The following is a 22,905-nucleotide window of genomic DNA, read 5'->3' as shown; positions in this document are numbered from 1 at the left end:
GTTCGTTCGTGCGTTCACGGTGTGCCTTCTCTCGGGGAGACGTTGTGGGTGAGGATCGTTCGGAATCCGTGCTCGTAGCCGAGCACGGTGTGGGCCGCGGGGAAGAGTGCGAACCGCCGCCCCTCGGCGACCGGCAGCTCGACCCACCGGGCGATCAGTGCGCGGAAGAAGTGGCCGTGCCCCACCAACACCACGTCCCGGTCCGCGAGCGCGGCCTCGCACGTCCCCACCACCATGTCGGCGCGGGACATCACCATGTCGTGGGTCTCGCCGCCCGGGGAAGGGTGGGTCCACACCGTCCAGTGCGGGATCCGTTCGCGGATCTCGGGTGTGGTGAGACCCTCGAGCTCGCCGTAGTCCCATTCGGTGAGGGCATCCCACCGGCGGTCCTCGGTGAGCCCTGCCAGAGCCGCGGTGACGTGCGCCCGGCGGCGCGGGCTCGTGACGACCAGGGGGGAGCGTAGCCGGAGAGCGGCGAGTTGCCGTCCCGCGTCGCGCGCCTGCTCCGCGCCGCGTTCGGTCAGCGGGACCTCGGTCGTGCTCGTGTGGCGGCCGAGCCGGGCCCACTCCGTCTCACCGTGTCGCATCAGGACGAGCCGACGGTCGGGTGAGGTCATGGGTCCAATCATGCCGGGTGCGGCGGAACCCTCGCGTTCGGGCCTCGAGTACGCAAGGATCTAGCCCGTGACGACGGTACTGGCTGTAGCGAATCAAAAGGGTGGGGTAGCCAAGACCACGACGGTTGCTTCACTGGGGGCGGCGCTCGTGGACCTCGGTCAGCGCGTGCTGGTCGTGGATCTCGACCCGCAGGGGTGTCTGACATTTTCCTTGGGGCACAACCCCGATCGGCTCGAAACATCGGTACACGACGTGCTCACGGGGGACGCGTCGGTTCGGGATGTTCTGCTCGAGACGGACGACGGGGTGATGCTGCTGCCCGCGACGATCGACCTGGCCGGTGCCGAGGCGCTGCTGTTGATGCGGCCGGGCCGCGAGTTCGCGCTCAAGCGGGCCCTCGTACCGGTCCTCGACGACTTCGACGTAGTTCTGGTCGACTGTCCGCCGTCGCTGGGGGTGCTCACCCTCAACGGGCTCACTGCCGCGCAGTCGGTGCTCGTGCCGCTGCAGTGCGAGACGCTCGCGCACCGCGGTGTCGGACAGTTGCTGCGCACGGTCTCCGAGGTCCAGCAGATCACCAATCCCGACCTCGTGTTGCTGGGTGCGCTGCCGACGTTGTACGACGCCCGCACCACCCACAGCCGGGACGTGCTCTCCGACGTCTCGGACCGCTACGACCTGCCGGTGCTGGCACCGCCCATCCCGCGGACGGTGCGGTTCGCGGAGGCGTCGGCGTCGGGTTCGACGGTGCTCGCGGGCCGGAAGAACAAGGGTGCCGAGGCCTACCGCCAACTGGCGCATCATCTTTCGGCGCACTGGTCTGGGGGAGTCGAACTGGTGACGTTCTCGCCGTACGAGGGGACGGCCTGACCGGGTAGCGGGTCAGTCCAGCCACTCCCGGGCGGCGGTCACCAGCGCCGAGACACCCATCGTGATCGTCGGTTCGATCACCGGGGCGTAGTAGGGGGAGTGGTTGGGTGGCAGGTCGGGTGCGGTGCCGGCGGCCGCGGCCTGCGCGAAGACCTCGGGGTCGGCGCCGCCGAGAATCCAGTAGCAGATCGGGGCACCCGACGCGGTCGCGAAGACTCCGACGTCCTCGCTGGCGGCGCCGGCCCCGGGATCGATCACGTTGTCGTCGCCGAACCGGGTGCGGAAGGCTGCCGTCGTCCGGGCGACGGCGTCGGCGTCGTTGACCAGGACCGGAAACGAATCGATCGGGGAGATCTCGGGTGCGCGGGGGGCATTCGACGCCTCCGCCTCCGACTCGACGATGCGGGTGATCGCGTCGAGTACGCGGGTGCGAACGGCGGGGTCGTACGTGCGGATGTTGAGCTTCAGCTCGGCGTGGTCCGGGATCACGTTGGCCTTGGTGCCGGCCTGGAGCGCGCCGACGGTGACCACGACGGTGTCGGTCGGGGCGACGGTGCGCGAGACCACGGTCTGCAGGCGCATCACCGTCGCGGCCGCCATGACCACGGGGTCGACGGACTCCTGGGGCATCGACCCGTGTGAGCCGGTGCCGTGTAGGAGGACCCGCAGCGAGTCCGCGCCGGCGAACGCGGGGCCGGGATGGGCCGCGATCATGCCGGCGGGCAAGGGGGCGACGTGTTGGCCGAGTACGACGTCCGGTTTCCCGAATCGTTCGAACAGCCCGTCGTCGATCATCTTCTCGGACCCCGAGCCGAGTTCCTCGCCGGGCTGGAACACCGCCATCACCGTACCGGACCACGAATCTCGTTCGTGCACCAGCACTTCCAGCGCGCCCAGTAGGCAGGTCACATGCATGTCGTGTCCGCACGCGTGCGCGACCGGGACCTCGCGGCCGTCGGAATCCGTCGTGCGGACCGTACTGGCGTACGGCAGCCCGGTCTTCTCCTCGACCGGTAGGGCATCCATGTCGGCCCTCAGCAAGGTGGTGGGGCCGTCACCGTTGCGGATCATGCCCACCACGCCGGTCCCGCCGACCCCGGTCGTCGTGTCGATGTCCAGTTCGCCGAGTTTCGTCGCGATCCGGCCCGCAGTACGGGTCTCTGCGAACGACAACTCGGGGTGCTGGTGCAGGTCGCGATAGAAGTCCGCCAGCCACGGTGCGGTGCGGGAGGTGTCGGGTCCGGTCATCACTCAACCTCGCTCGGTCGGGACGGGTGGTTCCGCCCCCAGCGTAGGTCAGCGCGCGAAGTGGCGGGTCAGATCCTCGGGTGTCGGCTCCCAGACCGCCGGCCAATCGGCTTGGCGCAGCAGCGCGTCCGTGCCGCCGTCGGCGAACAGGACACTGCCGCACAATAGGGACGCGGTGTCGCCCACCAGGAATTCGATCAGTGCGGCGATCTCCTCCGGGCGCCCGCGGCGTCCGATCGGGACGGGATAGAAGTCCAGTGCCTTGGCCAGTTCCGGATCGAGGTCGGGGCCGGACGTCATGGGCGTGTCGATCATGCCCGGTGCGACGGCATTGAGGCGGATGCCCGAACCGATCCATTCCGGCGTCACCGCCTGGCGCCGCACCCACCGGGCCAGCGCGAGCTTCGACGCGGGGTAGGCGGGGATGGCGCCGACCTCGTCGCCCAGCTCGACGGCCTCCGTCTCGTCCCCGGCCAGACAGGACGCCACGATGTGTTGGGGGATGCCGGGTTGCGTGCTGGTGCTGCTCGACGAGATCGCGACGGCGTACGCGCGTTCGGCGCGCGAGAGGGCCGGCCGCAGCTCGTTCAGGAAGTCGACGACACCGAAGTAGTTGACCGCCACCAATTCCCCGCCCGTGTACGACGACAGCGGCCCGCGGCCCGCGCAGCACACCGCGGCGTCGAGGACCCCGCCGGTGGCCTCGACGACAGCGGACGCGGCCCGCGTCCGCCCCTCGCGGGTGGACAGGTCGGCGGTGATCTCCGTACCCGCCAGATCGACCCCGACGACGTCGTGGCCGGAGTCGCGGAGGAGATTGACGGTGGCGGCGCCGATGCCCGAGGCCGCGCCGGTGACGACGATGTTCGACATTTCGGAATTAGAACACGTTGCATCCGCAGGGTGTGGCGAATCGGTGCGGTGTCAGCGGAGGGCGACGACCTGGTCGCCGCGTTGTTCCAGGACGACGTCGCCGGCGACGGCGGTCGCGACGGGAACGGCGTCGCTGTCGCGGGTCACCGGAATCCGCCGCTGTTCCGCGCCGGTCGCCGGGTCGAGCACCGCGATTCCGTCGGGCACCGGGACCAGCAGCGACCCCGCCATGACCGCGCCGGGGCCGAGCGCCCCCGGGAACGTCCAGCGCGGCGCGAGTTCACTGGTGGACAGCGCGATCAGTTCCGAGCCCGTCCACCACGTGAACACAGAACCGTTCCGTGCGGCCGTCGCGTGTGGGCTCACGTCCCCGGGGACGGGGTAGGACGCCACCTCGTTCCCGGTGCCGTCGTGCACGGCGAAGCGGGGGCTGCTGACCGGACCGGCGGGCAGATACACCGCGGTGTGGTCGCCGGACGCCGCGATGAGGCGGGCGCCCGGCGAGTCGGAGCCGGGCCCGGTGAGCAGGATCGTCCCGAACTCCTGGGGTTCCTGATTGTCCTGGGGGGCCGCGTCGAGGACGCTGAGCCGGTCGGCGGCCTCGCCCGGGCAGTCCATCAGCACCGAGACCCGGGTACCGCCGGCCGCCGCGGAACGCAGTTCGCAGCCGGGATGAGGCTGCTTGCCGGGATTGATGGGTGCGTCGACCCGACCGAACTCGAGGGTGCGCACCAGGTCCGAGCGCCACAACTCCATCCGCTGGGAGCCTCGGGAGACGACGTAGGTGCCGTCGTAGGACAGTGTCACGTCGTCGTCGGCATCGCTCGAACGCTGCGCCTTCCGTTCGCCGGTCGCGCCGTCGAGCTGGGTGACCTGACTGCAGCCGCGCTGATCACGATAGACCGCGACCACCGTGTTCCAGGCGCCGATCGCACCGCACAGCGGCATGTCCCGCTGATACCGCCACAGCTCGTCACCCGTCAGCCGATCACGACCGGTGACGGTGCCACCGTCCGCGGTCGCGACCACTCCGGCCGCGACGAGGGGGGCGGTGGTCTCGGGGCTGTCGGCCCGCCAGATCTCGTCGAGCGACTCAGGCGGCGACAGCACCGTATCGACTTCTGCCGCAGGGGCGTTCGAGGTGATGGAGGTGGTACCCCGAGCGTCGCTCCGGAGCCAGATCACCGCCGCGGCGATCGCGACGACGATCGCGATGATCGCGGCGACGGCGACGTCCAGACGGGTACGACGCTCGGGTGCCAGCACAGGTGGCAGACTACCTCGGGCCTACTCGGCCGCGGCCGAGACGCTCACCGGCTCGGCGCCGGACTGGACGTCGGCTCCCGCGGACGTGCGGCGGCGGCGACGGCGACGACGGGGTGCGGCGGCGTCGTCCGACGCCGGTCCCACGGTGGGGGCACTCGCCGACGCGGTGTCGTTGCCGTCGGCCGACTTCTCGGCCGCGGCGGAACCGTCGGTGGCCTGACCGGCGCGGGTACGCCGGCGGCTGCGGGTGCGCTTGGGGGCATCCGACTTCTCGGCCTTCTCGCCGTCGGCACGCGCGGGCTTGTCGGCCGGCTCGGCGCGCTCGGCGCGGGGCTTGCGGATCGTGCCCTTCGCATCGGTCGGGATCCCCAGATCCTCGTACAGGTGCGGGGAGCTCGAGTACGTCTCGACGGGCTCGGCGACACCGAGGTCGAGCGCCTTGTCGATCAGCTGCCAGCGGGGGATGTCGTCCCAGTCCACCAGCGTGATCGCGGTACCGGTGCGACCCGCGCGACCGGTACGGCCGATGCGGTGCACGTAGGTCTTCTCGTCCTCGGGGCACTGGTAGTTGATGACGTGCGTGACGTCGTCGATGTCGATGCCGCGGGCCGCGACGTCGGTCGCGACGAGCACGTCCACCTTGCCGCTGCGGAAGGCCTTGAGCGCCTTCTCGCGGGCGATCTGGCCGAGGTCGCCGTGGACGGCGCCGACGTTGAAGCCGCGCTCGTTCAGGTCGTCGGCGACCTTCTGTGCGGTGCGCTTGGTGCGGGTGAAGATCATCGTCGCGCCGCGGCCGTCGGCCTGCAGTACGCGGGCGACCATCTCGGCCTTGTCCAGCGCGTGGGCGCGGTAGACGTGCTGGGTGGTGCGCTCGTGCACGGCGGACGAGTCCGCCTCCTCGGCGCGGATGTGCGTCGGCTGCGTGAGGAACGTGCGTGCGAGCGTGATGATCGGGCCCGGCATGGTGGCCGAGAACAGCATCGTCTGGCGCTTGTCGGGAACCATGCCGAGGATGCGCTCGATGTCGGGCAGGAAGCCGAGGTCGAGCATCTCGTCGGCCTCGTCGAGAACCAGGACGCCGACCTTGCCGAGGATGAGGTGACCCTGGTTGGCGAGGTCGAGGAGGCGGCCCGGGGTGCCGACGATGACATCGACGCCCTTGCGCAGCGCGTCGATCTGCTGCTCGTACGGGCGACCGCCGTAGATGGAAAGGACTTCGAGCTTCTTCTTGCCGGACTTCAGGTACTTCGACGCGTTCTCCAGGTCCTGCGTGACCTGGATGCACAGCTCGCGCGTCGGCACGATCACGAGCGCGCGGGGGGTGCCGTCGAGCGGGGTGGTGCCGGAATCGGTGGTGGCCACGCGGTGCAGCAGCGGAACACCGAAGCCGAAGGTCTTGCCCATGCCGGTGCGGGCCTGACCGATGAGGTCGTCGCCGGCGAGGGCGAGGGGGAGCGTGAGCTCCTGGATGGCGAAGGTGCGCTCGATGCCGATCTCGGCGAGCGCCTTGACGATCTCGTCGCGGACACCGAGCTCGCCGAAGGTCGGCGGGGTGTGGGTCTCGTCCAGTTGCGCGGACAGCGTGGTCTCGGTTGCCGCGTGGTTACTGTCTTCGTGGTCGATCGTGATCTTGCTCAGGGAACTGGCCTTCCTCGTATCGGCACGCACGCACGAGGTAAGGGGCCAGGCCGTAAGTCGGCCGAGTCGGTGCCCTCTTGTGCGGTGGCCCAGCCTCCGTCTCAGCGCGGAGATCGTGTGGATCTCGGCGAGACGCGGCGGGCGCCGTCGATCAGGTGCGCGCACATTATCTACAGGAGTCCGGGTTCGAGCCGCGTGCGAATCGGACCGGATCGCGAACGAATTCGAGTTCGGATCGTCGGTTCCGAATCGCGGAACTGCGGGCGGAAATAACGGTCTCCCGTCGCAATTGTAGCGGCCGGGGCGAAGGAACCTCGCACATGCATGGCGCAGATCACGATTCTCGGCGTGTCCCGTCGCGGAAGGTGAGCTGGACTCACGGATTAGGCTGTGGCGTCATGGGAGCCGATTCGTCCACGTCGTCCGTGCCGACCATTGCCGCCGATCACCCCGGTGTGGGCGAGCTGTTCGCGGTTCTCGCCTACGGCGAGATCTCCGCGTTCTACCGACTGGCCGAGGACGCCCAGATGGCGCCCACGCTGCAGGGACGGGTGGCGTTCGCGAGCATGGCCGCGGCCGAGATGGGGCACTTCGAGACCCTCCAGGCGGCACTGACCGATCGCGGTCTCGAGATCTACGAAGCGATGGATCCCTTCGTCCGCGCCCTCGACGCCTACCACGCGTCCACCGACCCGTCCACGTGGCTGGAGTCGCTGGTCAAGGCGTACGTCGGTGACGGTATCGCCGCCGACTTCTACCGCGAGATCGCGCACTCCCTGAACCCCGCGGTCGGCGGCATCGTTCGCGAGGTTCTCGCCGAGGTCGGGCACTCCGAGTTCGTCGTGCAGGAGGTGCAGGCGGCGGTCGCCGCCAGCAAGACCGAGAAGGACCGGCTGATGCTGTGGGGTCGGCGGCTGCTCGGCGAGGCCATCACGCAGGCGCAGTTCGTGTTGGCCCAGCGCGAGGACCTCACCGACCTGGTGATGACCGCGACCGGCAGCCTCAACGGTGTGGCCGCACTGTTCGACAACATGCAGGCCAAGCATTCCGAGCGCATGGCGGTACTGGGCCTGCACTGAGGCGACTGTTCGCTGACAGCACAGCGGCACAGCGGGCTCGACGGGTCGGTGCTGCACTAATCTGGCCGAGACAGCTGAAAGCGCTCGGAGAGTTCGGAGGTTGACCGTGGAGGTCAAGATCGGTGTAACTGACAGCCCGCGTGAGCTCGTCGTCAACAGCGCACAGTCGCCCGACGAGGTGGAGGCGCTCGTGAAGGACGCGGTCGCCGGCAAGGCCGACGGTGTTCTCGCGCTCGTCGACGACAAGGGACGCAAGTTCCTGGTGCAGGCGGGACGGATCACCTACGTGGAGATCGGCCCGTCGGACAGCCGCAGGGTCGGCTTCGCGGCTACGAGCTAGAACCGAGACACACACGAAGGGCGCGCAGTCATCTCGACTGCGCGCCCTTCGTGTGTGTCCGGACGGTGACGGTCCCGGCTACTTGGGCTCGGCGTGCAGCGGCACGTGCGACAGCCCGCCCCACGCGAGCGCGACCGTCGTGTCGACGGCCTCCTCCTTCGGGATGGGCCGCGCGGCCTCGAGCCAGTACCGGGCGGTGAACTGGCTGGTCCCGACGAGGCCGACCGCCAGGATGCGGGCCCGGTACGGGTCCAGTCCGGAGTCGTGCGCCACCAGGTCGAAGACCGCGTCGACGCATGCCTCGGTGGCCTGCTCGACGCGTCGTGCCACCTGCGGCTCACCCATCAGGTCGGACTCGAAGACCAGCCGGAAGCCCTGGGAGTCGTTGTCGACGAAATCGAAGAACGCCTGGACCGCGGCGCGCACTCGCTGCTTGTTGTCCGTCGTGGACCGCAGCGCCTGACGCACTCCCGAAATGAGGCTGTCGACGTAGCTCTGCAGCACCGCGACGTACAGTTCGAGCTTGCCGGGGAAATGCTGGTACAAGACCGGCTTGCTCACGCCGGCGCACTCGGCGATCTCGTCCATCCCGGCGGCGTGATAGCCGCGGCTGACGAAGACCTCGCTGGCGGCCGCGAGCAACTGAAGGCGCCGCGCATCCCGGGGTAGGCGGGTGCTGCGGCGGGTGCCCTGACCGTTTGCGGTCGTGGCGGCGCGATCGGAGTGTGTCCGATCCGCGAGTTCAGTCATGTCGCTCCCAATCTGCACAAAGAGCCCGCTTCGTTCGGTGTCCGACATCACGAACGCCTCGGGGCAAGATAAATCATTTGAACGATACCCGGACGGTTCTCGGCCGCATTCGCTGTACTGAGTTGTCGTGCGGAGTCGTCGTCCATGGTCACCGGCGCTGCGCCGACGGTGCCCGAGCGGCCGGCGAAGGGCCATCGACGAGGCTCCTGGTGATGTGTCTTCCAGGATCCCACGTAGAGCACCGGGTCGCGAGGCGAGAGCCCGCGGATTCCGGCGCACCGGGTGAACCGCTCGGCGGACTGTGAGATTCTGGCTGGGTGACTGACCGAGGAGGACCGCGCCTGGGGGGCACAGTTCCCGAGGTGTCCGACGACCCGACGTCCGACGACATCAGGAACGGTGAGAGCAGGAACAACGGAATCGATCCCGGTCGGGTGCCCGATCCGCACGAGCCGCTTCGCGCGCTGTGGGATCCCACGCGGCGGAACATCGGGCGCCCGCGCGTGCCGCGCCCGGACCGCGCAGTGAGGAAGCAGAGCCGGCTGGGCAAGTTCGTCTCGATGTACGGCTGGCGGGCGTACGCGATCCCGGTGCTGTTGATCGTGACCGTGCTGGTCGTCGTGGACGCGGTCCGTGGCTTCGGCGATTCGGGTCCGGCGGCGTCGGGTGATCCCGGATTCGGTGAGCTCAGCCACGAGGACGGCACGGACATCATCGGTGTCCCGCCGCTGGCCGACGGCAACTTCGCCGACACCGTGCCTGCGGGCGCGCTGCCGGCGGGCGGGCCGTTCACCGCGACGGGTGCCGGCACGTGGCACGTGGTCCCGGGTACGACTGGGCAGGTCGGTCAGGGCACCGAGCGGGTCTTCACGTACACGGTGGAGGTGGAGGACGGGATCGACACCGCCGGATTCGGCGGCGACGAGTCGTTCGGCCGGATGGTGGACCAGACCCTCGGCAACCCCAAGAGCTGGACCCAGGACCCCCGTTTCGCGTTCCGCAGGGTCGATCAGGGGGACGTCGACTTCCGCATCTCGCTGACGTCGCAGATGACGATCCGCGAGGCGTGCGGATACGACATCCAGCTCGAGGTGTCCTGCTACAACCCGGGCATCGAACGGGTCGTTCTCAACGAGCCGCGCTGGGTGCGGGGCGCCATCGGATTCCAGGGTGACATCGGCTCGTACCGGCAGTACCAGATCAACCACGAGGTGGGGCACGCGATCGGCTACCGGGAGCATCAGCCGTGCGAGACCGACGGCGGACTGGCACCGGTGATGATGCAGCAGTCCTTCGGCACCGCGAACAACGACATCGCCGTGCTCGATCCCGAGGGTGTCGTCCCGATGGACGGCAAGGTGTGCCGGTTCAATCCCTGGCCGTACCCGCGCGTCTGAGAAGGTTCCGAGTAGGAGGTCGGCTGTGTCTGTCGCATCGTCCTCGAGTGGTCCCGTCGTCCACGTCGGCCACACCGCGTGCTCGGGGTTCCTGTTCGACATGGACGGTGTCGTCACCGACACCGCGCGGGTCCACGCGCGGGCCTGGACCCGGCTGTTCGACGAGTTCCTCGACGCGCGGGGCCAGGGCGACGCGCATTTCACCGCGGACGACTACGTCGATTTCGTCGACGGGCGGCCCCGCGTCGACGGGGTCGCGTCGTTCCTCGCGTCCAGGTCGATCGATCTGCCGCACGGATCGCCGTCCGATCCTCCGGACGCGAGCACCGTCTGCGGTCTCGCGGCGCGCAAGGATGCGCTGTTCCTGCACGAACTCGACGAGAACGGCGCGGACGCGTTCCCGGGAACCGTCACATTGATCGAGCGGTTGCGGGCCGCCCACGTCCCCGTCGCGCTGGTGACCGCGAGCCGCAACGCGAATCGGGTGCTGTCGGCGGCGGGCCTGGCCGACAGCTTCGACGCCCGCGTCGACGGCATCGACGTCGACCGGCTGTCGCTGGCCGGTAAACCCGACCCGGCGACGTATCTCGAGGGTGCGAGGCGGCTGGGCCTGGCGGCCTCGCAATGCGTCGTCCTCGAGGATGCGCTGTCCGGTGTCGAGGCGGGCCGGCGCGGCGACTTCGGGGTGGTCGTCGGCGTCGACCGGACCCATCACGCCGACGCGCTGCGCGAGTCGGGAGCCGACGTCGTCGTCTCGGACCTGAGCGACCTCGAGGTGCGTTTCCCGACGGCCTAGGCTGGACGCGAGCGTTGAACGGTCGATGTCAGGAGTGTGCGGTGCCCGCGAGTAGTCAGCTTCCCCCACTGGTCGAACCCGCAGGGGAACTGAGCCGCGACGAGGTCGCCCGGTACAGCCGACATCTGATCATCCCGAACGTGGGGACGACCGGACAGAAGCGACTCCGGAACGCCCGGGTGCTCGTGATCGGCGCCGGAGGGTTGGGTTCGCCCACGCTGATGTACCTGGCGGCGGCCGGTGTCGGCACGATCGGCATCGTCGACTTCGACGTGGTCGACGAGTCCAATCTGCAGCGCCAGGTCATCCACGGCACCGCCGACGTCGGACGGTCCAAGGCGCAGAGCGCGCGGGAGAAGATCCGGGAGATCAATCCCCACGTGGACGTGCGCCTGCACGAGTTCCGGTTGGAGGCGTCCAACGCGGTCGGATTGTTCGAGCAGTACGACCTGATCCTCGACGGCGCCGACAACTTCGCGACCCGCTACCTCGTGAACGACGCCGCGGTGCTCGCCGGCCGGCCGTACGTGTGGGGCTCGATCTACCGCTTCGAGGGTCAGGTGTCGCTGTTCTGGGATGCCGCGCCGGACGGTCGCGGCATCACGCTGCGCGATCTCTACCCGGAGGCGCCGCCGCCCGGGACGGTGCCGTCGTGCGCGGAGGGCGGCGTGCTCGGTGTGCTGTGCGCGTCGATCGGGTCGATCATGGCGACCGAGGCGATCAAGCTGATCACCGGCATCGGCGACTCGCTGCTGGGCCGATTGATGATCTACGACGCCCTCGCGATGAACTACCGCACCGTGAAGCTGAGCCGCGATCCGGACCGGGTGCCGGTCACCGAGCTCATCGACTACGACGCGTTCTGTGGCGTGGTGCCGGTGGCGGACGCGGACCGTGACGCGACGATCACGCCGCTGGAACTGCGGGAGCTGATCGACTCGGGCGCCGACATCGCGATCGTCGACGTCCGTGAGCCGGTGGAGTGGGACATCGTGCACCTGCCCGGTGCGACGCTGATCCCGAAGGGCCGCATCCTTTCCGGGGAGGCGCTCGCCGAGCTGCCGCAGGACAGGCGCATCGTGCTGCACTGCAAGACCGGGGTCCGGTCGGCGGAGGCCCTCGCCGCGGTTCGCCGGGCGGGTTTCGCCGACGCGGTGCATCTGCAGGGCGGCGTCATCGCGTGGGCGCACCAGGTCGATCCGTCGCTTCCGGTCTACTGAGCCGACCCCCTCCGACCGATCCAGCGTGGCCTTCGGAGCGCCTCACCGAAACGAGCGTTCGGCGGCGGTAGCCTCAGGGCCGTGAGCTCTGCGCAACCGCCCCAGCACGTGTGTTCGACCTTCGGTCTCCGCGAGGTCGAACCGGTGGCCTTGGGCGCGGACTGGGAGGGCGGCTGGCGGTTGGGCGACGTCGTGCTCTCCCCGGTCGCCGATCACGCCCGCGCGGCATGGTCCGCGAAGGTGCGCGAAACCTTGGCCGTGGACGCGGTTCGGCTCGCTCGGCCGGTGCGTGCCACGGACGGACGCTACGTCGTATCCGGTTGGCGGGCGGACACGTTCATCGTCGGAACCCCCGAGCCGCGCCACGACGAGGTCGTCTCGCTGTCGCTGCGTCTGCACGCCGCGACGGCGCAGTTGGAGCGTCCGAGATTCCTCGCGCAGCCGCCCGTCGCGCCGTGGGCGGATGTCGACGTCTTCGTCGCGGCCGACCGGGCAGCGTGGGAGACGGTACCGCTGCGGTCGGCGCGTGCAGCGGGCGCGCTCGAGGACCTGTCCGCCGACGCTCAGCGCAGTGTGGAGCTGATCGGACAGCTCGCGTCGCTGCGCAAGCCGGTGCGGTCCCCGGACCAGCTGGTGCACGGAGACCTGTTCGGCACCGTCCTGTTCGCGGGCAGTGCCGCGCCGGGTGTCACCGACATCACGCCGTACTGGCGTCCCGCGCCGTGGGCGGCGGGGGTGGCCGTCGTCGACGCGCTGTCGTGGGGCGGCGCCGACGAGGGCCTGATCGGACGTTGGGAAGACCTGCCGGAGTGGCCGCAGATGCTGCTGCGGGCGCTGCTGTTCCGCCTGTCGGTGCACACGTTGCACCCGCGGTCCACGCCCGATGCGCTGCCCGGTCTGATGCGCACCGCCGAACTGGTGCGGTTGATTCTCTAGGGTTCGTTCCCGTACCCGGCGAGCAGTTCGTCGAAGAAACAGCGGGCGGCCCCGACGGCGCGCTCGGTATCGCCGGCGATGACGGCCTCGACCAGCGCATCGTGTTCGTCGTGGAAGGCGGCGCCGGTGGCGGACACGTGTTTGAAGACCGTTGCCTCGATCACCGGCAGCAGTGAGTCGTAGAACTCGAGATAGACCCGGTTGTGGCTGGCCGCGACGATACCGCGGTGCAGCGCGATGTCGGCGGTGATCGCGGTGCGCAGGTCGGCCGACTGCCACGCGGTGATCCGGGCGTGGAGCAGGGCGCGCAGGGTCTCGATGTCGGCGTCGTCGCGGCGTTGCGCGGCCAGCCCGGCCGCGGTGACGTCGAGCGATTGGCGGAGCTCGAGGACGTCGCGTTCGTGGGCGCCGGCGAAGTACTTGCCGAGGGTGCCGCTCACCTCGGAGTCGGCGAGCACGAAGGTTCCCGAACCCTGACGCCGTTCGAGCAGCCCCGAATGGACGAGGGCCTGAACGGCCTCGCGCACGGTGTTGCGACCGGTCCCGGTCAGCTCGGACAGCTCGGGTTCGGTGGGGATACGCGTCCCGACCGGCCAGTTGCCGGACCGGATCTCGTCACGGAGCTGTTCGGTCACCTGGGCGATCAGGGTGCTGCGGCGGACGGGTTGCACGGTGCTCCTGGGATCGAGTGTCGGGGCTCACGAACTTTATGCTTTGCACACTTTCATCCGGTCATCCTATGATTTCTCGGGTCGAGTGCAAGGGCCGTCAGGCGAGTACTCCCCATTCACCATCTCCCACCGGGAACGAGGCAGTAGATGACCGCGTCCGCGACGTCCGCACCGACACGAGGCCGGCAGCCCCTGCTCGCGGGCCGGGTACTGGTGTTCGCGGCCATTGTCATGTCGGCGCTGACTCTCCGTCTGGCGGTCACGTCGTTCTCGCCGCTCGCGTCGCAGATCAGTGACGAATTCGGCTTCTCGTCCACGGTCGTCGGCGTCTTCGGCATGGTGCCGACGGCGATGTTCGCGGTGTTCGGTCTGCTCACCCCGGCGATCGCGCGCCGACTCGGACTCGAGTGGACGGCGCTGCTGGCGATGATGATGGCCGGCATCGGCATGCTCACTCGCGCGATGGTGAGTGACACGTGGTCGCTGCTGGCGCTGTCGGCCCTGGCGCTCGGCGGCATGGGCATCGGCAACGTCGTGATCCCGCCGCTGGTCAAGCGGTACTTCAGCGACCGTCTGGCGCTCATGAGCTCGGTCTACATCACGGGTGTGCAGATCGGGACGATCCTGCCGGCGACGGTCGCGGTGCCGCTCGCGGACGCCTTCGACTGGCGCGTCTCGCTCGGCGTGTGGTCGCTGCTCGGTTTCGCGGCCGCCGCGCCGTGGTTGATGATCCTGGCGCGTGGACGCAAGAAGAACGGCGCCACCACCGCCGCGGCGCTGCCGGCGGAGTCGCACGCGCCGGGTCGCCCGTGGCGTTCGCCGGTGGGCTGGGGCATGGCCGGCATGTTCGGCATGACCTCGCTCATCACGTACTCGATGTTCACGTGGATCCCCGAGATCCTCACCGAGGCCGGGGCGAGCGAGTCGTTCGGCGGCAGCATGGTCGCGCTGTTCTCGCTCATGGGTCTGATCGCCGCGTTCGGCGCGCCGACGGTGTGTGCGCGGATGCGGAACCCGTTCCCGATCGTCGTCGGCTGCGCGGTCTGCTACGCGATCGGCTTCACCGGACTGTTCCTGGCGCCGATGTCGGTGCCGATCCTGTGGGTGATCGTCATCGGGCTCGGGCCCAGCACGTTCCCGATGGCGTTGACCCTGATCAACCTGCGCACCCGCACCCACGCCGGCTCGGCCGCCCTGTCCGGTTTCACGCAGGGCATCGGCTACACCGTCGCATGCATCGGCCCGCTGCTTTTCGGTGTGCTGCACGAGTCCACCGGAGGGTGGGGCGCGCCGTTCGCGCTGCTCGGCGTCGCCGTCGTCGTCGTCCTGATTTCCGCGTGGGCGGCGTGCAAGCCGCGCATGCTCGAGGACAGCTGGGGAGCGAAGACCGCCTGACCTGGGGTCCGTCGACCTCACCGCCCGCAACTGCGTGGGTGAGCGAGAGTTGACGGACGGGTCACCGGGGGCAGCACCGCGGCAACATCGGCCTCCTACCTTGGGGTTTCCCACACAGGTAGGAGGCCCAGGTGACCACAATCTCCGATCGGTCCACAGCGCCGGATGCGCACGCGCCGGTGGTGCAGGGGCACTACATCGCGCGCTGGGACGCCGAGGACGTCGACGCGTGGGAGGCGGGCGGCAAGGACATCGCCCGCCGCAATCTGGTGTGGTCGGTGGTCGCCGAGCACGTCGGGTTCTCCGTCTGGTCGATCTGGTCGGTCATGGTGCTGTTCATGCCGACGGACGTGTTCGGGATCGACGCGGCCGGCAAGTTCTTCCTCGTCGCGGTCCCGACCCTCGTCGGCTCGGTGCTCCGCATTCCCTACACCGTCGCCACCGCGCGGTTCGGCGGCCGTAACTGGACGGTGTTCAGCGCGTTGGTGCTGCTGATCCCCACCGTGCTGACGCTGTGGTTCGTGATGCACCCGGGCACGTCGTACACCACGTTCCTGCTGGTGGCCGCCACCGCGGGCGTCGGCGGTGGCAACTTCGCGTCGTCGATGGCGAACATCAACGCCTACTATCCGCAGCGGCTCAAGGGCTGGGCCCTGGGACTGAACGCGGGCGGCGGCAACATCGGTGTGCCGGTGATCCAACTGGTGGGGCTGCTGGTGATCGCGACCGTCGGCAACGCCGCGCCGTATCTGGTGTGCGCGGTGTACCTGGTGCTGCTCGCGGTCGCCGCGATGGGCGCAGCGCTGTTCATGGACAACCTCGGCAACCAGAAGGCGGACCTGCGCTCGATGGTGCAGGCGTTGCGGATCCGCGAGTCGTGGATCGTCAGCTTCCTCTACATCGGCACGTTCGGCTCGTTCATCGGCTTCAGTTTCGCGTTCGGCCAGGTGCTGCAGATCAACTTCCTCGCCGGGGGCGCGAGTCCCGCACAGGCCGCGCTGCACGCCGCGCAGATCGCGTTCATCGGGCCACTGCTCGGGTCCGTTGCCCGGCCGATCGGCGGCAGGCTGGCCGACCGCATCGGCGGCGGACGGATCACGCTGTACACGTTCGTGGCCATGGTGTTCGCGACCGCGGTGCTGGTCGCGGCCGGCACCGTAGACGACGGCACACCCGGTGCCGCCGGTGTCGGCGCGATGACGGCTCTGGTGATCGGGTTCGTGGCGCTGTTCGTGCTTTCGGGACTCGGCAACGGGTCGGTGTACAAGATGATCCCGTCGATCTTCGAGGCCCGCTCGCGTGGGCTGGACGGGCTCGATCAGCACGGCCGGGCGGCGTGGTCGCGCAACATGTCCGGCGCGCTCATCGGTTTCGCGGGCGCGGTCGGCGGTCTCGGTGGCGTCGGGATCAACCTGGTGCTGCGGGCGTCGTACAGCAGCCCCGCAAAGTCGGCGACGATGGCGTTCTGGGTGTTCCTCGGCTTTTACGTGGTGTGCGCGATCGTCACGTGGTTGGTGTTCCTGCGCCGGACGTCCACTGCGAAAGACATTGCCGGACAGCGGATCGCGGTGCCGTCGTGACGGCCACCATCGCTGCCGCGACGGCGACGCACTGCCCGTACTGCGGTCTGCAGTGCGCGATGACCCTCACCCGTGAGTCCGGCTCCGTGACGGTCGCGGGACGACAGTTCCCCACGAACCGTGGAGGCCTGTGCCAGAAGGGGTGGACCAGTGCCCAGCTGCTGCGCCACCCCGACCGGCTCACCCGCCCGCTGGTCCGGGTCGCAGGGAGACTGCAGCCGACCTCATGGGACGACGCCCTCGATCGGGTCGCCGACGGATTCCGGGCCGCGCACGCTGCGGGCGGCCGGGACGCCGTCGGGATCTTCGGCGGCGGCGGGCTCACCAACGAGAAGGCCTACATGCTCGGCAAGTTCGCCCGTGTCGCGCTCGGTACGTCGAACATCGACTACAACGGTCGGTTCTGCATGTCGTCCGCGGCGGCGGCCGGGATCCGGGCTTTCGGGCTGGACCGCGGGCTGCCGTTCCCGGTCTCGGATCTGACGTCGGCGAAGGCGATCCTGCTGGCCGGAGGCAATGTCGCCGAGACGATGCCGCCGCTCGTCGGACACCTCACCGCCGCCGCGGACGCCGGCGGGCTGATCGTCGTCGACCCGCGCCGCACCGCGACCGCGGACCGGGCGCTGGTCGGTGGTGGACTGCACCTGCAACTGGCGCCCGGCACGGATCTGCCGCTGGCGCTGGGCATGCTGCACCTCGCGGTCATCGAGGGACACCTGGACCGGGAGTACGTCGCGGCCCGCACGGACGGCTTCGACGACGCGTGGCTCGCAGCGGCGCAGTGGTGGCCCGAGCGCACCGAACGCGTCACCGGTGTCCCCGTCGCGTCGCTGCGCCGGGCGGTGGCGATCCTGGCGCGCTCCAGGCGTTCCGAGACCGGCGCCTACCTCCTCACCGCCCGCGGCACCGAGCAGCACGCGACCGGCACCGACACCGTCTCGGCGTGGATCGCGCTCGCGCTCACACTGGGGCTGCCGGGACGTCGGGGCAGCGGCTACGGCGCCGTCACCGGACAGGGCAACGGGCAGGGTGGACGTGAGCACGGACAGAAGGCCGATCAGCTGCCCGGCTACCGCAAGATCACCGATCCCGTTGCGCGTGAACATGTCGCGCGGGTGTGGGGGATCGACCCGGCGGACCTGCCCGGTCCGGGGCGCAGCGCGTACGAGCTGCTCGAGGCGCTCGGCCGCGCCGACGGACCCCGGGCGCTGATGGTGCACGGCGCCAATCTCGCGGTGTCGGCGCCGCGCGCCGGTCACGTCGTCGACCGCCTGCGCTCGCTGGACCTGCTGGTGGTGTCCGACTTCCTGCTCTCGGAGACGGCGGCGATGGCCGACGTGGTGCTGCCGGTCCTGCAGTGGGCCGAGGAGGAGGGCACCATGACGAGCCTCGAGGGCCGGGTGCTGCGTCGACGTCGTGCGGTGACCCCGCCGGACGGGGCGCGCGGTGAGCTCGAGGTGTTGCAGGAGTTGGCCGTTCGGCTCGGACAGCCCGCATCCCGGTTCCCGGTCGAGCCGCAGGCTGTGTTCGACGAACTGCGTCGCGCGTCGGCGGGCGGGGTCGCCGACTACGCGGGCGTCACGTACGACCGTCTCGACGCGGGGGAGGCCCTGCACTGGCCGTGCCCCGATGTCGAGCATCCGGGAACGCCGCGGCTGTTCCTGGACCGGTTCGCGACCGACGACGGGCGCGCACGGTTCACCGCCGTCGAGCATCGAGGCCCCGCCGAGACGGCGGATGCCGAGTACCCGCTGCTCGCGACCACGGGACGGGTTCTGGCGCACTACCAGTCGGGCGCGCAGACGCGGCGGGTGGGTGAACTCGAGGCCGCGGCGGGCCCGATGTTCGTGCAGGTCCATCCCGACACCGCGGCCCGCGCCGGTCTGCGCGACGGCGACCCGGCGACGGTGCTGGCGCGGCGCGGCCGGGTGGAGGCGTCGGTGCGGTGTGACGAGTCGATGCGGCTCGACACCGTCTTCCTGCCGTTCCACTTCGCGGGCGACGCGCGCGCGAACCTGCTGACCAACCCGGCGCTCGACCCGACCAGTCGGATGCCGGAGTTCAAGGTGTGCGCGGTGCGGCTCGAGGCAGGGGCGGGGGTTCGGCCGTGACGCGGCGTGTGGTGATCGTCGGCAACGGTATGGCCGGCGCGCGGCTGGCCGAGGAGTTGCGTCGCCGCGAGCGGGACCCCGAGCGGCTCGAAGTGGTGGTGTTCGGCGCGGAGCCGAGGGCGGCCTACAACCGGATCCTGCTGTCGAACGTGTTGGCGGGCAGCATCACTGCGCGTGACACCCGACTGCGGCCGGACGACTGGTGGGCACGCAACCACATCGACGTGCGCGTCGGGGTGCGGGTGCAGGCGATCGACGCCGCGTCGCGGGTGGTGCACACCGCCGGGGGTGCGGCACTCGGCTACGACGACCTGGTCCTCGCGACGGGCAGCACGTCGTTCGTGCCGCCGATCGAGGGGCTCGACACCGCCGCCGACGGGGTGGTCGCGTTCCGGACCGTGGAGGACTGCGAGCGGATCGCCGACGTCGCCGCACCGGGGTGCCGGGCGGTGGTGCTCGGTGGCGGGCTGCTCGGGCTCGAGGCGGGGCGCGGACTGTTGCTGCGCGGCGCCGACGTCACCGTCGTGCACCCCAAACCGGTGCCGATGGAACGGCAGATGGATGCGGGCGGCGGTTCGGTCCTGAGTCGCGTGCTCACCGGCCTGGGGATGCGGCTGCTGCTGACCCGGCGCGCCGTGGCGCTGCGCGGCGCCGACGCAGCGCGCGTGCTCGTCCTCGACGACGGCACCGAACTGCCCGCCGACCTGGTGGTGCTCACGGCGGGCATCCGGCCCGACACCACGTTGGCGCGGGACGCCGGCGTCGTCGTGGACCACGGGGTGGTGGTCGACGACGGACTGCGCACGAGCGTCCCGCACGTGTGGGCGATCGGGGAGTGCGCACAGCACCGCGGCGAGGTGTACGGGCTGGTGCAGCCGGGCTGGGAGCAGGCGGCCGTGGTCGCCGAACGGATCGCCGGTGCCGATCCGGAATCCGAGTACCGCGGCAGCGAGACGGTGACCCGGCTCAAGGCCCACGACATCGACCTCGCGTCGATGGGGGACGTGAGTGCCGAGCTGCACAGCGAGGACCACGAGGTGCTCACCGTCGCCGATCCGGCGCGCGGGCGCTACGCCAAGGTCGTGGTGCGTGACGACCGGATCGTCGGCGCGGTCCTGCTCGGCAGCCCAGACGTGGTCGGTACCGTCACCCAGCTGTTCGACGCCGGACTGCCGGTGCCGCAGGACCGGATGGTGCTGCTGACCGGGCGCGGCAGGGCGACCACCGAGTCGGCGAGCCCTGCCGGGATGCCGGGTGGCGCGGTGGTCTGCCGCTGCAACTCGGTGACCAAGTCCGATCTCACCGTCGCGTGGCGGTCCGGGGCCCGGTCGACGGCCGCGCTCGCGACGGCGACCCGCGCGACGACGGGCTGCGGCGGATGCGGTGCGGCGGTGGAGGGCATCTGCAAATGGCTGCGGAGCAGCGACCCCCAGACCGACCCCCAGACCTCCGATCCCCGCAGCGACGACGACACCGACGACCAACGAGAAACACCTGCCCGGAAGGAAGGTGCGGCATGAACGAACGGACCGTGATCGTGATCGGACACGGCATGGTGGGACACCGCTTCGTGGAGGCGCTACGGGCTCGCGACGAGGCCGGCGCCTGGTCGGTGACCGTGCTGTGCGAGGAGGATCTGCCCGCGTACGACCGGGTGGCCCTGTCGTCGTACGTCGGTTCCTGGGACGCGAGGGAACTCGCGCTGGCGGGCAACGACTTCGCCGCCGATCCCGTCGTGGATCTGCGGGTGGGGGTGCGGGCCGAGGTGATCGATCGGGCCGGGCGCACCGTGACGACGTCGGCGGGCGAGACTCTGACCTACGACGCACTGGTGCTCGCGACGGGCTCGTACCCGTTCGTGCCGCCGGTGCCGGGGCACGATCACGATCTGTGTTTCGTCTACCGCACTCCGGCCGACCTGGACGGTATCCGGGCCCGAGCGGAGGCAGCCGGGCCGGGCGCTGTCGGCGTCGTGGTCGGTGGTGGCCTGCTCGGGCTCGAGGCCGCGAACGCGCTGCGCCAGTTGGGCATGACGCCCCATGTCGTCGAGCACAACGCCCGGCTCATGCCGCTGCAGGTCGACGAGGGCGGCGGCGCCGTGCTCGCCCGTCTGGTCACCGACGTCGGGCTCACGCTGCACACCGGAACCGGGATCGGTTCGATCGCCGACGGATCCGACGGCGTGCGGGTGGAGTTGTCCGACGGCTCGGTGATCGACGCCGCGCTGCTGGTGTTCTCCGCCGGTGTGCGCCCGCAGGATCGGCTGGCCCGCGCCGCCGGCCTCGACATCGCCGAGCGTGGCGGCGTCCTCACCGACAGTGCGTGCGTCACATCCGATCCCGCGGTGTTCGCGGTGGGGGAGTGTGCGGCCGTGGAGGGTCGGTGCTACGGGCTGGTCGCCCCCGGCTACACGACGGCCGAGGTGGTCGCGGACCGCCTGCTCGGCGGCGACGCCGTGTTCCCCGGCGCCGACGTGTCCACCAAGCTCAAGCTGCTCGGCGTCGACGTCGCGAGCTTCGGCGACGTGCACGCCGCGACGCCGGGCGCGCTCGAGGTGGTACTCAGCGACGCCGCGAAGGGCACGTACGCCAAGCTCGTCGTCTCCGACGACGCGCGGACCCTGCTCGGCGGGATCTTGGTCGGCGACGCGTCGGCCTACGGGTCGTTACGCCCGCTCGTCGGGCGGGAACTCCCCGGCGATCCGGCCGCACTGATCTCGCCGGCCGGTGAGAAGCCCGGCGCGGGAGCGCTTCCCGACGACGCGCAGGTGTGCTCGTGCAACGCGGTCACCAAGGGTGCGATCTGCGCGGCGATCACCGACGGCGCGTGCGACGTCGCGGCGGTCAAGGCCTGTACCAATGCGGGCACCACGTGCGGCGGCTGCCTGCCGACGGTGAAGGCGCTGCTCGCGTCGTCCGGGGTGGAGCTGTCGAAAGCCCTGTGTGAGCACTTCATTCAGTCCCGCGCGGAACTGTTCGAGATCGTCCGGGCCACCGGCACCCGCACATTCTCCGGCCTGATCGGGCAGTACGGCACCGGAACAGGCTGTGACATCTGCAAGCCCGTCGTCGCGTCGATCCTGGCGTCGACGTCGTCGGAGCATGTCCTCGACGGCGAGCAGGCGTCGCTGCAGGACACCAACGACCACTTCCTCGCCAACATCCAGCGCAACGGCACGTACTCGGTGGTGCCGCGGATGCCCGGCGGCGAGTGCACGCCCGAGCAGCTCATCACGATCGGTGAGATCGCCCGCGACTACGGGCTCTACCTCAAGGTCACCGGGGGCCAGCGGATCGACCTGTTCGGCGCCCGCGTGGAGCAGTTGCCGGAGATCTGGCGGCGGCTCGTCGACGTCGGGATGGAATCCGGTCAGGCATACGGGAAGTCGCTGCGCACCGTGAAGAGCTGCGTCGGGTCCACGTGGTGCCGGTACGGCGTCCAGGACTCGGTGGGCATGGCGGTCCGGCTCGAGAACCGGTACCGGGGCCTACGGTCGCCGCACAAGATCAAGTTCGGGGTGTCGGGGTGTGCGCGCGAATGTGCCGAGGCGCGGGGCAAGGATGTCGGTGTCATCGCGACGGAGAACGGCTGGAACCTGTACGTCGGCGGCAACGGCGGCCAGTCGCCCCGGCATGCGGAGTTGCTCGCCGGTGGGCTCGACGACGAGACGCTCGTCCGGTACATCGACCGCTACCTCATGTTCTACGTGCGCACCGCCGACCGATTGCAGCGCACCGCACCGTGGGTCGAATCCCTCGGTGACAACGGGCAAGGCGGACTCGACCACCTGAAGGCGGTGGTGTGCGACGACAGCCTCGGCATCGCCGACGAACTCGAGGCCGCGATGGCCCGCCACGTCGCCGGCTACCGCGACGAGTGGGCGGGCGTGCTCGACGATCCGGAGAAACTGTCGCGGTTCGTCTCGTTCGTCAACGCCCCCGAGGTGCCCGATCCGACCGTCGCGTTCGACGACTCCGGCCCGCGCAGGATTCCGGTCCTGATCGGCATTCCGGACGTACCGGACAGGGCGTCCGAAAGCTCCTCGCGCCGGTAATCGCCGGGTAACTCGGAAGAAACAACCCGACCGTTCAATGAGATTCGAACGAGCACAGTGTGC

Annotated in this window: 19 protein-coding genes; 12 read left to right on the top strand and 7 right to left on the bottom strand. The window is 70.1% G+C overall.

Annotation, left to right across the window (positions count from 1 at the left end; genetic code table 11):
• Positions 1–14: 14 nt before the first annotated feature.
• Positions 15–617, bottom strand: a complete 603-nt coding sequence (locus AC1RIF_RS21475; protein ID WP_492603396.1) for an acid phosphatase — start codon at positions 615–617, stop codon at positions 15–17.
• A gap of 67 nt (positions 618–684) precedes the next feature.
• On the opposite strand from AC1RIF_RS21475, the gene AC1RIF_RS21470 reads away from it, so the two are divergent.
• Positions 685–1,488, top strand: a complete 804-nt coding sequence (locus AC1RIF_RS21470) for a ParA family protein (protein ID WP_492603395.1) — start codon at positions 685–687, stop codon at positions 1,486–1,488.
• Positions 1,489–1,500: 12 nt separating this feature from the next.
• Here the strand turns inward: AC1RIF_RS21470 and AC1RIF_RS21465 are convergent, their stop codons facing one another.
• The 4 genes from AC1RIF_RS21465 to AC1RIF_RS21450 are packed head-to-tail and all read right to left on the bottom strand — an operon-like array spanning position 1,501 to position 6,543.
• Positions 1,501–2,736, bottom strand: a complete 1,236-nt coding sequence (locus AC1RIF_RS21465) for an amidohydrolase (protein WP_492603394.1) — start codon at positions 2,734–2,736, stop codon at positions 1,501–1,503.
• Between the two features lie 48 nt (positions 2,737–2,784).
• Positions 2,785–3,609: an SDR family oxidoreductase gene (locus AC1RIF_RS21460; RefSeq protein ID WP_492603393.1), complete on the bottom strand. Its 825-nt coding sequence runs from the start codon at positions 3,607–3,609 to the stop codon at positions 2,785–2,787.
• Positions 3,610–3,660: 51 nt separating this feature from the next.
• Complete coding sequence (locus AC1RIF_RS21455) at positions 3,661–4,875, bottom strand: Rv3212 family protein (protein ID WP_492603392.1); 1,215 nt, start codon at positions 4,873–4,875, stop codon at positions 3,661–3,663.
• A gap of 21 nt (positions 4,876–4,896) precedes the next feature.
• Positions 4,897–6,543: a DEAD/DEAH box helicase gene (locus tag AC1RIF_RS21450; RefSeq protein ID WP_492603391.1), complete on the bottom strand. Its 1,647-nt coding sequence runs from the start codon at positions 6,541–6,543 to the stop codon at positions 4,897–4,899.
• Between the two features lie 368 nt (positions 6,544–6,911).
• On the opposite strand from AC1RIF_RS21450, the gene AC1RIF_RS21445 reads away from it, so the two are divergent.
• Positions 6,912–7,592 carry a ferritin-like fold-containing protein gene (locus tag AC1RIF_RS21445; protein WP_492603390.1) on the top strand — a complete coding sequence of 227 codons (681 nt, stop codon included), beginning with the start codon at positions 6,912–6,914 and terminating at the stop codon, positions 7,590–7,592.
• A gap of 106 nt (positions 7,593–7,698) precedes the next feature.
• Positions 7,699–7,932: a DUF3107 domain-containing protein gene (locus AC1RIF_RS21440; protein ID WP_492603389.1), complete on the top strand. Its 234-nt coding sequence runs from the start codon at positions 7,699–7,701 to the stop codon at positions 7,930–7,932.
• A 78-nt stretch (positions 7,933–8,010) separates the two neighbouring features.
• Here the strand turns inward: AC1RIF_RS21440 and fasR are convergent, their stop codons facing one another.
• Complete coding sequence (fasR, locus tag AC1RIF_RS21435; protein ID WP_492603388.1) at positions 8,011–8,682, bottom strand: HTH-type transcriptional activator FasR; 672 nt, start codon at positions 8,680–8,682, stop codon at positions 8,011–8,013.
• A gap of 317 nt (positions 8,683–8,999) precedes the next feature.
• Here fasR and AC1RIF_RS21430 point away from each other — a divergent pair, with 317 nt between their 5' ends.
• The 4 genes from AC1RIF_RS21430 to AC1RIF_RS21415 all read left to right on the top strand — a co-directional run bounded on the left by AC1RIF_RS21430 (position 9,000) and on the right by AC1RIF_RS21415 (position 13,031).
• Positions 9,000–10,079: a DUF3152 domain-containing protein gene (locus AC1RIF_RS21430; protein ID WP_492603387.1), complete on the top strand. Its 1,080-nt coding sequence runs from the start codon at positions 9,000–9,002 to the stop codon at positions 10,077–10,079.
• A 25-nt stretch (positions 10,080–10,104) separates the two neighbouring features.
• Positions 10,105–10,875, top strand: coding sequence for an HAD family hydrolase (locus AC1RIF_RS21425; RefSeq protein ID WP_492603386.1), 771 nt, complete (start codon positions 10,105–10,107; stop codon positions 10,873–10,875).
• Positions 10,876–10,916: 41 nt separating this feature from the next.
• Positions 10,917–12,095: an adenylyltransferase/sulfurtransferase MoeZ gene (gene moeZ / locus AC1RIF_RS21420; protein ID WP_492603385.1), complete on the top strand. Its 1,179-nt coding sequence runs from the start codon at positions 10,917–10,919 to the stop codon at positions 12,093–12,095.
• Between the two features lie 81 nt (positions 12,096–12,176).
• Positions 12,177–13,031 carry a TIGR02569 family protein gene (locus AC1RIF_RS21415; protein ID WP_492603384.1) on the top strand — a complete coding sequence of 285 codons (855 nt, stop codon included), beginning with the start codon at positions 12,177–12,179 and terminating at the stop codon, positions 13,029–13,031.
• Here the strand turns inward: AC1RIF_RS21415 and AC1RIF_RS21410 are convergent.
• Positions 13,028–13,702 (bottom strand): FadR/GntR family transcriptional regulator, encoded by a 675-nt coding sequence (locus AC1RIF_RS21410; RefSeq protein WP_492603383.1) that lies wholly within the window; start codon positions 13,700–13,702, stop codon positions 13,028–13,030. The genes AC1RIF_RS21415 and AC1RIF_RS21410 overlap by 4 nt on opposite strands.
• 147 nt (positions 13,703–13,849) lie before the next feature.
• On the opposite strand from AC1RIF_RS21410, the gene AC1RIF_RS21405 reads away from it, so the two are divergent.
• The 5 genes from AC1RIF_RS21405 (at position 13,850) to nirB (ending at position 22,842) form a co-directional block, all read left to right on the top strand.
• The gene (locus tag AC1RIF_RS21405; protein WP_492603382.1) at positions 13,850–15,097 is read left to right on the top strand and encodes a CynX/NimT family MFS transporter; all 1,248 of its coding nucleotides are present in this window, start codon (positions 13,850–13,852) and stop codon (positions 15,095–15,097) included.
• A 182-nt stretch (positions 15,098–15,279) separates the two neighbouring features.
• A complete protein-coding gene (locus AC1RIF_RS21400) occupies positions 15,280–16,677 on the top strand; it encodes an MFS transporter (RefSeq protein ID WP_492603514.1) in 1,398 nt (465 codons plus the stop codon).
• Positions 16,674–18,788 carry a molybdopterin oxidoreductase family protein gene (locus AC1RIF_RS21395; protein WP_492603381.1) on the top strand — a complete coding sequence of 705 codons (2,115 nt, stop codon included), beginning with the start codon at positions 16,674–16,676 and terminating at the stop codon, positions 18,786–18,788. Before AC1RIF_RS21400 ends, AC1RIF_RS21395 begins: the two co-directional genes overlap by 4 nt.
• Positions 18,785–20,308, top strand: a complete 1,524-nt coding sequence (locus tag AC1RIF_RS21390) for an NAD(P)/FAD-dependent oxidoreductase (RefSeq protein WP_492603380.1) — start codon at positions 18,785–18,787, stop codon at positions 20,306–20,308. The genes AC1RIF_RS21395 and AC1RIF_RS21390 overlap by 4 nt, the downstream gene beginning before the upstream one ends.
• The gene (gene nirB / locus AC1RIF_RS21385; RefSeq protein ID WP_492603379.1) at positions 20,305–22,842 is read left to right on the top strand and encodes a nitrite reductase large subunit NirB; all 2,538 of its coding nucleotides are present in this window, start codon (positions 20,305–20,307) and stop codon (positions 22,840–22,842) included. The genes AC1RIF_RS21390 and nirB overlap by 4 nt, the downstream gene beginning before the upstream one ends.
• The last annotated feature ends 63 nt before the right edge of the window (positions 22,843–22,905 follow it).

The sequence above is a fragment of the Prescottella sp. GW823-FHT02E09 genome, from assembly GCF_058797375.1.
This window is presented reverse-complemented; position numbering and strand designations above follow the sequence as displayed.